General features: G+C 62.8%; 11 protein-coding genes. All 11 read right to left on the reverse strand.

From position 1 onward, the window contains the following. Nucleotides 1–432: 432 nt before the first annotated feature. The gene (locus AB4O22_RS23805; protein WP_003197240.1) at nt 433–1,725 is read right to left on the reverse strand and encodes an adenylosuccinate synthase; all 1,293 of its coding nucleotides are present in this window, start codon (nt 1,723–1,725) and stop codon (nt 433–435) included. Nucleotides 1,726–1,779: 54 nt separating this feature from the next. Then, nucleotides 1,780–2,967 carry an ATP phosphoribosyltransferase regulatory subunit gene (locus AB4O22_RS23810; RefSeq protein ID WP_223470951.1) on the reverse strand — a complete coding sequence of 396 codons (1,188 nt, stop codon included), beginning with the start codon at nt 2,965–2,967 and terminating at the stop codon, nt 1,780–1,782. Nucleotides 2,968–3,292: 325 nt separating this feature from the next. After that, nucleotides 3,293–4,162, reverse strand: coding sequence for a protease modulator HflC (gene hflC, locus AB4O22_RS23815; RefSeq protein WP_003197230.1), 870 nt, complete (start codon nt 4,160–4,162; stop codon nt 3,293–3,295). Then, nucleotides 4,162–5,334: an FtsH protease activity modulator HflK gene (gene hflK / locus AB4O22_RS23820; RefSeq protein WP_003197228.1), complete on the reverse strand. Its 1,173-nt coding sequence runs from the start codon at nt 5,332–5,334 to the stop codon at nt 4,162–4,164. Before hflK ends, hflC begins: the two co-directional genes overlap by 1 nt. 85 nt (nt 5,335–5,419) lie before the next feature. Continuing rightward, on the reverse strand, nt 5,420–6,721 hold the full coding sequence (hflX, locus tag AB4O22_RS23825; protein ID WP_003197227.1) for a ribosome rescue GTPase HflX: 1,302 nt from the start codon (nt 6,719–6,721) through the stop codon (nt 5,420–5,422). A 12-nt stretch (nt 6,722–6,733) separates the two neighbouring features. Beyond that, nucleotides 6,734–6,994 (reverse strand): RNA chaperone Hfq, encoded by a 261-nt coding sequence (gene hfq, locus AB4O22_RS23830; RefSeq protein WP_003186419.1) that lies wholly within the window; start codon nt 6,992–6,994, stop codon nt 6,734–6,736. 91 nt (nt 6,995–7,085) lie between these two features. Beyond that, a complete protein-coding gene (gene miaA, locus AB4O22_RS23835) occupies nt 7,086–8,057 on the reverse strand; it encodes a tRNA (adenosine(37)-N6)-dimethylallyltransferase MiaA (protein WP_018610076.1) in 972 nt (323 codons plus the stop codon). Continuing rightward, nucleotides 8,057–9,970, reverse strand: a complete 1,914-nt coding sequence (mutL, locus tag AB4O22_RS23840) for a DNA mismatch repair endonuclease MutL (RefSeq protein ID WP_223470955.1) — start codon at nt 9,968–9,970, stop codon at nt 8,057–8,059. Before mutL ends, miaA begins: the two co-directional genes overlap by 1 nt. Then, nucleotides 9,967–11,397 carry an N-acetylmuramoyl-L-alanine amidase gene (locus AB4O22_RS23845; protein ID WP_013692130.1) on the reverse strand — a complete coding sequence of 477 codons (1,431 nt, stop codon included), beginning with the start codon at nt 11,395–11,397 and terminating at the stop codon, nt 9,967–9,969. The genes mutL and AB4O22_RS23845 overlap by 4 nt, the downstream gene beginning before the upstream one ends. Before the next feature lie 3 nt (nt 11,398–11,400). Continuing rightward, a complete protein-coding gene (gene tsaE, locus AB4O22_RS23850; protein WP_003197219.1) occupies nt 11,401–11,868 on the reverse strand; it encodes a tRNA (adenosine(37)-N6)-threonylcarbamoyltransferase complex ATPase subunit type 1 TsaE in 468 nt (155 codons plus the stop codon). Then, complete coding sequence (locus AB4O22_RS23855; protein WP_460097300.1) at nt 11,856–13,355, reverse strand: NAD(P)H-hydrate dehydratase; 1,500 nt, start codon at nt 13,353–13,355, stop codon at nt 11,856–11,858. Before AB4O22_RS23855 ends, tsaE begins: the two co-directional genes overlap by 13 nt. Between the last annotated feature and the right edge of the window lie 56 nt (nt 13,356–13,411).

The following is a 13,411-nucleotide window of genomic DNA, read 5'->3' on the forward strand; positions in this document are numbered from 1 at the left end:
TCGTCCTTCAGGCGCGTCGACAAACCGGCGGTGAGGCGCTGACGAGTGCTGGCAGACAAACTGTCCAGGCTTGAAGTGACCTCGCGTCCGGCCTGCTCCAGTTCGCCAGACAATTTCTGACTATCCACCCCCAGCCGGCCCCCTAGGTCGGCCTCCAGCGCGGTGACCGTGCTTCGGGTCAGCGCGACGGCCACGAGCACTTGCACCAAAAGGGCGATACCCAGGGTAACGAACACAGGCCGCAATAGACGGCTTTGTAACAGTGAGAGAACGGCCGACACAGGGGAATCCCTCTACTAAACGCCATTAAATTGATGGCACTTCAAAGAAGTACTTATTGTTAACGATGCATAGCAAAGGTCGTGCCGTTCGGCAGGCAGATACGACAAAGGCCCCAAACGAGGGGCCTTTGTTTTTTACATCAACGACTTATCAGGCAAACGGGTGACGCAGAACGATGGTTTCGTTGCGGTCCGGCCCCGTCGAAATAATGTCGATCGGCGCACCGACCAACTCTTCGACGCGCTTGATGTAGTTGCGGGCCGCCAATGGCAGCTCTTCCAGGGTCTTGGCGCCCACGGTCGATTCGGTCCAGCCCGGCATCTGCTCGTACACCGGCTCCAGGCCGATGTAGCTGTCGGCGTCGGTCGGTGCGTCGATGACGGCGCCGTCCTGGTTCTTGTAGCCCACGCAGATGTTGATGGTTTCCAGGCCGTCCAGCACGTCCAGCTTGGTCAGGCACAGGCCCGAGATGCTGTTGACGTCGATGGCGCGACGCAGGATGACGGCATCGAACCAGCCACAACGACGGGCACGGCCGGTGGTAGCACCGAACTCATGGCCACGCTTGGCCAGGAAGGCGCCGACGTCGTCGAACAGCTCAGTCGGGAACGGACCCGAACCCACGCGAGTGGTGTAGGCCTTGGTGATACCCAGGATGTAGTCCAGGTACATCGGACCGAAACCCGAACCGGTGGCGATGCCGCCGGCGGTGGTGTTGGAGCTGGTGACGTACGGGTAGGTACCGTGGTCGATGTCCAGCAACGAACCCTGGGCACCTTCGAACATGATGTCCTTGCCTGCGCGACGCAGCTCGTGCAGCTCGGCAGTGACGTCGAGCATCATCGGCTTGAGCAGCTCGGCGTACTCCATGCACTCGTCCAGGGTTTTCTGGAAGTCGATGGCTGGTTCTTTGTAGTAATTGACCAGGACAAAGTTGTGGTAGTCCAGCAACTCGCCCAGCTTGGCGGCGAAACGCTCACGGTGGAACAGGTCACCGATGCGCAGGCCACGACGGGCTACTTTATCTTCGTAGGCCGGGCCGATGCCGCGACCGGTGGTGCCGATCTTCAGCTCGCCACGGGCCTTTTCACGGGCCTGGTCCAGCGCGACGTGATAGGACAGGATCAGCGGGCAGGACGGGCTGATACGCAGGCGCTCGCGCACCGGTACGCCTTTTTCTTCCAGCTTGATGATTTCCCGCAGCAAGGCGTCGGGAGCAACCACCACACCGTTGCCGATCAGGCATTGGACGCCTTCGCGCAGTACGCCCGACGGAATCAGGTGCAGAACGGTTTTTTCACCGTCGATCACCAAGGTGTGACCTGCGTTGTGGCCACCCTGGTAGCGCACTACGGCGGCAGCATGTTCGGTCAGCAGATCAACGATCTTGCCTTTGCCCTCATCACCCCACTGGGTGCCCAGGACTACGACATTCTTACCCATAACACTTGTCCTCATTCGCGCAAACTTGGTGCCGGCCGCAGCCGGCAGGAAAACTCAAGAAGCCAGCGGCAATACTTGCCAAAGCCCGTTCTGCTGAATCAATTGCCGGTCGCAGTCCGCTTCACGGGCGGCGGCCAAAGGTTGCCCAGGCAAGGCCTGGACGACACGCTGACCCTCACTGCGCAACTGGCAGACTGCTTGCCAGAGTGCCGCATCCGTACTGTCAGGCATCCAGATACCGCCAGACGGTAGCTCGACTTCAGCACGCCCCAGGGTCACCAGGGTTTTCAAATCGGTAGAGAAACCGGTCGCCGGACGGGCACGACCAAAGTCGGCACCGATGTCGTCATAACGGCCGCCCTGTGCGATGGACTGGCCCACGCCCGGGACGAACACGGCGAACACGACACCCGTGTGGTAGTGATAACCGCGCAACTCACCCAGGTCGAAATACAACGGCAACTCGGGGAAACGCACCGACAGACGCTCGGCAATCGCCAGCAAGTCGTCCAGCGCCGCCAACACAGGCGCCGGCGCATGAGCCAGGCGTTCACGGGCAGCGGCCAATACTTCACGTCCGCCACACAGGCCCACCAGCGCCCGCAGCATGTCCGACAGATCGGTCGGCAGGCCCTCGGTCAGGCTGATGACTTCGTCGATGGCCTTGCGCTGCAGGGCATCGAACAGCTGTTGCTCCACTTCGCCGGACAAACCGGCCGCACGGGCCAGGCCGCGATAGATGCCGACATGCCCCAGGTCCATGTGGACATCCGGCACGTCAGCCAGTTGCAGCATGGCCAACATCAGGCTGATGACTTCTACGTCGCTGCTCGGGCTGGCGTCGCCATACAACTCGGCGCCCAACTGGATCGGGCTGCGCGAAGACGACAAGGCACGCGGCTGGGCATGCAGCACACTGCCGGCGTAGCACAGGCGGCTCGGACCTTCACGGCGCAGGGTGTGGGCGTCGATGCGCGCCACTTGCGGCGTGATGTCGGCACGAAAGCCCATCTGCCGGCCCGACTGCGGGTCGATAACCTTGAAGGTGCGCAGGTCCAGGTCCTGGCCCGCGCCGGTGAGCAGGGATTCCAGGTACTCGATATGCGGGGTGACGACGAACTCGTAACCCCAACTCTGGAACAGATCCAACACCTGCCGACGCGCTACTTCGATACGCGCAGCTTCCGGTGGCAGTACTTCTTCGATGCCATCTGGCAGCAGCCAGCGGTCTACCGTTGCCATTACGCCATTCCCCTATGGTCCGGGCGGCCAGCTTTCGGGCTGGCCTTGAGTGAAGCAGAAAATGCCTGCGCCAGGCGCGCATCCTAGGCAAAAAACGCGCAAGAGCGACGTGACGAATGGCCAGCAATCGGCCTCGCCCAGCACTTCCCTCGAAAAACCTGTCGAGTCGTCCAACTCGACGCCTGCACCTGTGAACCGCAATCGAACGTGCAGACGCAAAAAAGCCGGGAATTTCCCGGCTGCCGCATCATACACACGTTTTCCCAAAGGATCACCCCGCCCGACGCTTTAGCCGCCAGGCGGAGTGCCTCAGGTCAACGCCGCATCAAGGCTTGGCCTTTTCCAGGTAGCGGAAGAAGTCACTGCTTGGGTCCAGGACCATGACGTCGGATTTGTTCGCAAAGCTTTCGCGGTAGGCACGCAGGCTACGGTAGAACCCGTAGAACTCCTGATCCTGGCCATAAGCCTTGGAGTAGATCGCAGCGGCCTGGGCATCACCATCACCACGGACCTCTTCCGATTCACGATAGGCTTCGGCCAGCAGCACACGGCGTTGACGATCGGCGTCGGCACGGATGCCTTCGGCCAGTTCGTTACCCTTGGCGCGGTGCTCGCGGGCTTCACGCTCACGCTCGGTGCTCATCCGCTCGAATACGCTGCGGTTCACTTCCTTCGGCAGGTCGATGGCCTTGACCCGGACATCGACCACTTCGATACCCAGCTCTTTTTCCGCCATCGTGTTCAGCGAACGGGTGATGTCGGCCATGAGCGCATCACGCTCGCCGGACACCACTTCATGCAGCGTGCGCTTACCGAACTGGTCACGCAGGCCCGACTCCAGACGACGGGACAGGCGCTCGTCGGCGATCTGCTTCAGGCCCGAGGTCGCGGTGTAGAAGCGCTCGGCATCCTTCACGCGCCACTTGGCATAGGCATCCACCATCACGGCTTTCTTTTCCAGCGTCAGGAAGCGTTGCGTCGGCGCATCCAGCGTCATCAGGCGGCCGTCGAACTTGCGCACCTTGTTGACGTACGGCACCTTCACATGCAGCCCCGGCTGGACATCAGCCTGGACCACGCGACCGAATTGCAGCAACACCGCACGCTCGGTCTGAGCCACGATGTAGAAGCAGTTCCAGGCAGCGATCGCCACGACGACACCGACAATAAGGGCGATCAGCGATTTATTGCTCATCAGCGACTCTCCCTGGTACGTGCTTGCTGTTGCTGCAGGTCCGCCGCCGCACGAGCGTTGGCTTCATTGCTGGCGGCCGCCGAACTGGTCGCCGGCGCGCTGGTGTTGCGCCCGCTCTCGACCATCTTGTCCAGCGGCAGGTACAGCAGATTGCTCTGGCCGTTCTTGTTGCCGGTCACGAGGACCTTGCTGGTGTTGCTGAAGACTTCCTGCATGGTGTCCAGGTACAGACGCTCGCGGGTGACTTCTGGAGCCTTGCGATATTCGGCCACCAGCTTGGTGAAGCGATCAGCCTCACCCTTGGCACGGGAGACCACTTCGTCACGGTAACCGTTGGCATCCTCGATGATGCGCTGGGCCTGACCACGGGCTTCCGGCACGACGCCGTTGGCATAGGTTTCGGCCTGGTTGCGCGAACGCTGCTCGTCTTCACGGGCACGGATCACGTCGTCGAAGGCTTCCTGGACCTCACGCGGGGCTGCCGCGCTCTGGACGTTGACCTGGGTGACGGTGATACCGGTGCGATAGGTATCGAGGAACCGCTGCAGGCGCTCCTTGATTTCGCTGGCCATCAGTTCACGACCTTCGGTCAGCACCTGGTCCATGGCGGTGGAACCCACCACATGGCGCAAGGCACTTTCGGTCGCGTGCTGCAGGCTGGTTTCCGGCTGGTCGACGTTCAGCACGAAGTCCTGCAGGTTGGTGATCTTGTATTGCACGGTCAGCGGCACTTCGACGATGTTCTCGTCTTCGGTCAGCATCTGGCCCTGCTTGGTGTACGCCCGCTCACGCGTGACGTTTTCCAGGTACTTCTGGTCGATCGGCGGGAAATAGATATTCAGGCCCGGCCCAACCGTCTCGTAGTACTTGCCGAAGCGCAGCACCACGGCCTGCTCCTGCTCGTCCACGACATAGACCGCGCTGTACAGCCAGACAGCCGCCAGCACGACCAGACCGATGCCGAGCAGGCCGAAACCGCCGCCCTTGCCCGGACGACCGCCACCCTCGTCACCGCGTTTTTTACCACCACCGAACAAACCGTTCAGGCTTTCCTGCAGCTTTCGGAAGGCCTCGTCGAGATCCGGCGGCCCCTTGCGGTCGCCGTTGTTACGACGCTTGCCACCCCAAGGATCCTGATTATTCGAGTTGCCACCCGGCTCATTCCAAGCCATAGCGCTCTCCATCTGATAAAGCAAAGACGCACCCACGGCGCGCCGACCAATGCTACAGAATGCCTGACACAGCTTTCTCAGGCTTTTATTGCAAAGTGTGTTGCTCGATGAATTCCATCGGTTGCAGCCCTTCGCGGCTGACCAGCCGATTGAGCTCCGCCCGAGGCAGGCGAACAGCCAGCAGGCAGACGCCTTCGTCGTCGTGTTCTTCTTTTTGCACGGCCCCCAGCTCAAAGAACTGAGCTCGCAGCCGGGCGAAACGTTGCGGCAACTTCAGGGTGCCAACAAACAGATCGTTGCCCAACAGCTCGGCCACCGCCTGCTTGAGCAGGTCCAGGCCGGTGCCATCGCGGGCCGACAGCCAGACCCGTTGCGGCTTGCCGTCGGCATCGCGCTGGATCTGCGGCTCCACGCCTTCGAGCAAATCGAGTTTGTTGTATACCTCGAGGATCGGCAAGTCCTGGGCCCCGATCTCGCCCAGCACCACCATCACCTGCTCGATCTGCAGCATGCGGTCCGGTTCGGCGGCATCGATCACGTGCAGCAGCAGGTCGGAGTTGCTCGACTCTTCGAGCGTAGCCCGGAAAGCCTCGACCAGCTTGTGCGGCAGGTGACGGATGAAGCCCACGGTGTCGGCCAGCACGATCGGCCCCAGGTCGTCCAGGTCGAGCCGGCGCAGGGTCGGGTCGAGCGTGGCGAACAATTGGTCGGCGGCGTAGACGTCGGATTGGGTGACATTATTGAACAGGGTCGATTTGCCGGCGTTGGTATAACCCACCAGTGAAACCGTCGGGATATCCGCGCGCTTGCGGCCGCGTCGCGACTGCTCGCGCTGGCTACGGACCTTTTCCAGCCGCCCCTTGATCTGGCGCAGGCGCACCCGCAACAGGCGCCGGTCGGTTTCCAGCTGGGTTTCACCCGGGCCGCGCAGGCCGATACCGCCCTTCTGCCGCTCAAGGTGAGTCCAGCCGCGAACCAGCCGCGTACTCATGTGCTCAAGCTGGGCCAGTTCGACCTGGAGCTTGCCCTCATGGGTGCGGGCGCGCTGGGCGAAAATATCGAGAATCAGCCCCGTACGGTCGATCACGCGACACTCGAAGACACGTTCGAGGTTACGTTCCTGACTGGGCGTGAGGATGTGATTGAAAATCACCAGATCGACCTGTTCGGCCTTGACCAGGTCGCGCAACTCCTCGACCTTGCCACTGCCGATCAGGAACTTGGCGGTTGGCCGATGACGCGGCACGTTGAAAAACGCGACGGTCTCGGCGCCAGCCGAAAGTGCCAATTCCTGAAACTCCTGCGGATCTTCGCGCGCCTCAGGGTCCTGTCCATCCAAGTGAACGAGAATGGCCCGTTCACCACCACCGTGGCGCTCAAAGAACAAAGGAGGCTCCTATCAGGCGTTACCCGGTTCAGCGTCACCGCCTTCGGATTCGGTTGCGCTAGGCAGACGAATTGGACGAACTGGCACGACTGTCGAGATCGCGTGTTTGTAGACCATTTGGCTGACGGTGTTTTTCAGAAGGATGACGAACTGGTCGAAAGACTCGATCGTGCCTTGCAGTTTGATCCCGTTGACCAGATAGATGGACACCCCAACTTTCTCTTTACGTAAAGTGTTCAAGTAAGGGTCTTGTAGCGAATGCCCTTTTGACATGTGCCGCACTCCTTTAAGGATCAATAATAAAAATCGGAATCAGATGGCTTGGGCCGTCACACCCCCAAGGATAGACGGCAATTGCAAGGACTCAGCTCAATATGGAGATGGTCCCAAGGTATTTCAAGGCGCGTGGCAGATTGTCGCAATCGAGACTGTCGAGCCAATGCAAGTCAGTCCAGCTGCGCAGCCAGGTGAACTGGCGTTTCGCCAATTGGCGCGTGGCAATGATCCCACGCTCCTGCATCTCGGCTGACGTCAGCTTGCCGTCCAGGTAATCCCAGACTTGTCGATAACCTACCGCACGTATAGACGGCAACCCGGCATGCAGGTCACTTCGCTCACGCAGGGCTACGACCTCGTCTATGAACCCCTGTTCCAACATTAATGTGAATCTTTGTTCAATTCGCCGATGCAGCACTTGCCGGTTCGCCGGAGCGATGGCCAGATTCGCGACAGTATAGGGCAATTGTTGCAGTCCCGAAGCGGCTGCTTCAGTACTTTGCGCAGATTGTCGCTGGCGCAGGGCCGTCATGCTCTGGCCGCTGACCCGATAAACCTCCAGGGCCCGACTGAGCCGCTGCGGGTCATTGGGGTGAATACGCGCCGCCGATTCCGGATCGATGATCGCCAATTGCTCGTGCAGGGCTTGCCAGCCAAGGCGCGCGGCCTCTTCTTCAATCTGCGCGCGTACTTCGGGATCGGCTGCCGGCATGTCCGCCAACCCGTCGACCAAGGCCTTGTAATACAGCATCGTGCCACCCACCAGCAGCGGAATCTTGCCCCGCGCGGTGATCTCGGCCATGGCCTGGAGCGCGTCACGGCGGAAATCGGCCGCCGAATAAGCCTCGGCCGGGTCGAGGATGTCGATCAGGCGATGGGGAAATTCGGCCAGCAGTTCTTTCGACGGCTTGGCGGTGCCGATGTCCATGCCCCGGTAGACCAGGGCCGAATCGACACTGATCAACTCGCAGGGCAGGACCTTGGTCAATTCGATGGCCAGGTCGGTCTTGCCGGCGGCGGTCGGTCCCATCAGGAAAATCGCGGGTGGCAACTGGCTCATCAACGACCGCGCAGGAACAGTTTGTCCAGGTCGTCCAGGCCCAGTTGGGTCCAGGTCGGCCGGCCATGGTTGCATTGACCGCTGCGCTCGGTGTTTTCCATGTCCCGTAGCAGGCCGTTCATCTCCGGCAGGGCCAGGCGCCGGTTGGCGCGGATCGCGCCGTGGCAGGCCATGGTGCCGAGCAGTTCGTTCAGGTGCGCCTGGATCCGGTCGCTGGTGCCGTATTCCATCAAGTCCGCCAGCACGTCGCTGACCAGGCGATTGGCCTCGGCCTGCTTCAACAAGGCCGGGATCTGACGGATCGCCAGGGTTTCCGGGCCCAGACGCTGCAATTCGAAGCCCAGGCGCTGGAACCAGGCCACATGTTCTTCGGCGCAATCGGCTTCGCGCTGGCTGACCGCCAGGGATTCGGGCACCAACAGCGGCTGGCCGCTCAAGCCTTCGCTGGCCATGGCGATTTTCAGCCGCTCGTACATGATCCGCTCATGAGCGGCGTGCATGTCCACCAGGACCAGGCCCTGGGCATTTTCCGAGAGGATATAAATGCCTTTGAGTTGCGCCAGGGCATAGCCCAGCGGCGGGATATCGCCCTGGCCGTCGGGCATCGCCGCGGCTCCGGCTTCCGGCAAGGGTTTGAAGAACTCGCGATAGGCCGCCTGGGCCTCGGCTGCCGGTACGTTGGATTGCGGACGCGGGGTATATTGATACTGATAGCCGCTGCCGGCACCGCTCCCGGCCGTGTTGTAGCTCGGCTGAGGCTGGGGCTGCTCCAGCAGTGCATTGGCCGCCAGGCGCATTTCGCCCTGGGGCCCGAATTCGCCAGCTTCCAACCCCGTTGGCCGGACCATGCCGCCCACCGCCGCCGGCGCCGCCAGTTGATCTTCCGGGCGCACATCGCCCAAGGCGCGGTGCAAGGTGCCGTAGAGAAAATCGTGGACCATGCGCCCGTCACGGAAACGCACCTCATGCTTGGTCGGGTGCACGTTGACGTCCACCACGGCCGGATCGACTTCGAAAAACAGCACGAAGGTCGGATGCCGGCCATTGAACAGCACATCGCGATACGCCTGGCGCACCGCGTGGGCCACCAGCTTGTCGCGTACCGCCCGACCGTTCACGTAGAAATACTGCAAGTCCGCCTGACTGCGCGAGAAGGTCGGCAACCCGACCCAACCCCACAGGTGCAGGCCATTGCGCTCCACCTCGATGGGCAATGCCTGCTCCAGGAAACCTGCGCCGCACACCGCGCCGACACGGCGGGCGCGGGCCGCATCATCGTGGGCCTCGTGCAGGCTGAGGATGGTCTTGCCGTTGTGGCGCAAATGGAACGCTACGTCAAAACGCGCCAGGGCCAGGCGCTTGATGACTTCTTGCAGATGATCGAATTCAGTCTTCTCGGCCTTGAGGAATTTGCGTCGGGCCGGGGTGTTGAAGAACAGGTCGCGCACTTCCACCGAGGTGCCGACCGGATGAGCCGCAGGCTGCACACGGGAAGCCATGTCCCGGCCCTCGGTCTCGACCTGCCAGGCCTGCTCGGCGTCGCGGGCGCGGGAGGTGAGGGTCAGGCGCGACACCGAACTGATGGATGCCAGCGCCTCGCCCCGAAACCCCAGGCTCATGACCCGCTCGAGGTCTTCCAGGTCGCGGATCTTGCTGGTGGCGTGACGCGCCAGGGCCAGCGGCAGGTCGTCGGAAGAAATACCGCCACCGTCATCGCGGACCCGCAGCAGCTTGACGCCGCCCTGCTCGACATCCACGTCGATGCGCTTGGCTCCGGAGTCGAGGCTGTTTTCCAGCAGTTCCTTGATGACCGACGCCGGGCGCTCGACCACTTCACCGGCGGCGATCTGGTTCGCCAGCCGGGGGCTGAGCAGTTCGATGCGAGCGTTGCTGCCGATCACTTCATCACTCATTGCTGGACCGCCACGTCATTGCCGGGAATGGTCAGGGTCTGGCCGATCTTGAGCTCGTCGCTCTTGAGGTTGTTGGCGCTGCGCAAGGTCGCGGGCGACACCTGGTAACGCACGGCGATCATCGCCAGGGTTTCGCCGGGGCTGACCCTATGGTCCCGCGGGCCCTGGGCGATCTTGCCGGAGTCGCGCAGCCAGGCAATGTAAGTGCCTGGCGGTGGGTTCTGCTGGAAGAACTGCCGCACGCCGCTGCTGATGGAACGGGCCAGCGCCTGCTGGTGGTTGGAAGACGACAGCTTGGACGCTTCGTTGGCGTTGGAGATGAAGCCGGTTTCCACCAGGATCGACGGGATATCCGGCGACTTGAGCACCATGAACCCGGCCTGCTCGACGCGCTGCTTGTGCAGCGGCGTGACGCGACCGATGTTGCTCAGGACTTTCTGGCCGACGTTCAGGCTGGAGGTCAACGAGGCTGTCATCGACAAATCGAGCAATACACCGGCGAGCATCCGGTCCTTGTCGTCGAGACTGACGTTGCCGGCACCGCCGATCAGGTCGGAACGGTTTTCGCTGTCGGCCAGCCAACGGGCGGTCTCGGACGTGGCACCGCGGTCGGACAGGGCAAACACCGAGGCCCCGAACGCCGCCGCCGAAGGTGCGGCGTCGGCGTGAATGGAGACGAACAGATCGGCGCCTTTCTTGCGAGCGATTTCGGTACGTCCGCGCAAGGGGATGAAGTAGTCGCCAGTACGGGTCAGTTCGGCGCGGAAGCCTTTCATGCCGTTGACCTGGCGCTGCAATTCGCGGGCGATGGACAGCACCACGTCTTTTTCCCGCTGCCCGCGCGAGCCCGAGGCGCCCGGGTCTTCGCCGCCGTGACCGGCGTCGATCACCACGATGATGTCGCGCTTGCCGGCCGGCGCCGGTGGCAGCTTGAGCGCAGGTTCGGTCGGGGTCACCGGCACTGCCGGTACCGTGGCGACATTGGTCGGCGGCGGCGGAGGTGGCGCCGCATCGGCCGGGTTGTCGAACAGGTCCACCACCAGCCGGTTGCCGTATTGGGCATTGGGGGCCAGGGTGAAGCTTTTCGGGGTCACGGCTTTTTTCAGGTCGATGACCACCCGCAGGTCGGTCGGCGTACGCTGGGCCGAGCGCATCGCGGTAATCGGCGTGTTGGCGGTCGCCACGTTCAATGGCGCGCCCAGGGACGCACCGTTGATGTCGATCACCAGGCGATCCGGGGCGGTCAGGGTGAATACGCTGTGCTGCACCGGGCCCGTCAGGTCGAACACCAGCCGTGTGTTGTCCGGCGCCCGCCAGAGGCGAACGCTGTTGACCTTTGTCTCGGCCACAGCATCGACGGCCAGTGCCGTAAGCAACAGTCCTACGACAGCAACCACCGCGCGAAAGCGCATACCAAACCCCATCATCAATTAGTTTTCCAATGCCAAAGCGGCACACCACGACTCGCCACGCGAGCCTTGCGGCGTCAGTTTCAGCGAACGCCCGCCGTTCTGCGCGCCAATGGTAATGGTCAGGTCGGGCTTTGGCAAAAAGCCTGCACCCTTCTGGGGCCATTCGATCAGGCACAAGGCGTCATCTTCGAAATAATCGCGGATACCGAGGAATTCCAGCTCTTCAGGATCCACCAGTCGATACAGGTCGAAATGGAAGGCGCGAATGTCGCCGATCTCGTAGGGCTCGACCAGGGTGAACGTAGGGCTCTTGACGGAGCCGACGTGCCCGAGGCCGCGAATGATGCCACGGGACAGAGTGGTTTTTCCCGCGCCGAGGTCGCCTTCGAGAAAAATCAGGCCGTGGCCGGCGGTGATCTGCGCGATGCGGGCGCCAAATTGTGTCATGGCTTGTTCGTCCGCCACGTACAGGGTTACTTCAGACACGGTGAATGCTCCTCCAACAACTGACGAATGGCCGGAATCAGATCGGTGGCCGCCAGCCCCCGCCCCGAGCGACCGGCCTGGGCACCTGCGTTGGCATGCAGCCAGACCGCCAGGCACGCGGCCTCGAACCCCTCCATGCCCTGGGCCAGCAAGGCGCCGACCACGCCGGCCAGCACATCCCCCAGGCCTGCCGTGGCCATGGCCGGATGACCCTGACTGCAAACCGCCAGGCGACCGTCCGGGCTGGCAATCAGGCTGCCGGCGCCCTTGAGGATCACCGTGGCGGTGTATTTCAGGCTCAATGCATGGGCCGCCGCCGGACGGTCGGCCTGCACCTGGGCTGTGGATAACTCCAACAATCGCGCCGCCTCGCCCGGGTGCGGGGTGATGACACACTGTTCAGGCAAGCGAACCTCGCCGCTGCTCAGCAGGTTCAGCGCATCGGCATCCCATACTTGCGGCAGCGGCGCATTGGCCGCCGCCGACAACAGGCTGCGCCCCCACGCGGCCTGGCCCAGGCCCGGCCCGACCACCAGCACGCTGGCCTGCTGGAGCAAGCCCATCAATTGGTTCGCCGAATGGGTGCCTTGCACCATCACTTCCGGCAAACGCGTCAGCGCGGCGGATACATGCTCGCTGCGGGTCGCCATCGAAACCATCCCCGCGCCGCAGCGCAGGGCGCTTTCGGCGCTCATCTGGATCGCGCCGCCAAAGCCCCGGTCGCCACCAATCAACAGCACGTGACCGAACTTGCCTTTGTGGGACGTGGCGGCGCGAGGCGTCAGACGTGGCAGATTATGGGGTGAGAGCAATCGGGCACTGGCCGGTGCCGCGTCAACAATATCTGGATCGGCGTGCAGGTCGTTGAACACCAGTTCACCGACCCGGTCCGCCGCTTCGCCGGTAAACAGACCAAGCTTCAAGCCAATAAAGGTCACGGTGAGGTCGGCCACCACTGCCGTGCCCAGTACCCGACCGGTGTCGGCGCACAACCCCGAGGGGATATCCACCGCTGCGACCGGCAGACCGCTGACATTGATCGTATCGATAGCCCGCACATAAGGCTCGCGCACATCACCACTCAAGCCCGTACCGAGCAGCGCATCCAGCAACACACCGCGCAATTCAGCCTCATCCGACCACGGCTCCATCGGCACGCCCACCGCCACCGCCTCGGCGTGGGCATTGGCGGCGTCACCCTGCAAGCGCCGGGGTTCGCCCACCGTCAGCACCCGCACCGACCAGCCGGCGCGCCGGGCCAGGGTCGCGACCAGGTAGCCATCGCCAGCGTTGTTGCCATGCCCGGCCAGCACCGTCAGCTCCTGGGCGTCAGGCCAGCGCCGGACGATCGCTCGCCAGGTGGCGCGGGCGGCGCGCTGCATCAATTCGAAACCGGTGGTGCCGGCCGCGATCAGTTGTGCGTCGAGGGCCCGGACCTGCGCGGCGCTGTACAGCGCGTCGGGAAAATCATCTTTAGTGTGCGGCATGCGTCTTCGGGCTCCGATGTCTGGCAGAATTATACGCATCTCAGCTCTGGGTTTCT

The sequence above is a fragment of the Pseudomonas sp. S3_B11 genome (genome assembly GCF_054667715.1).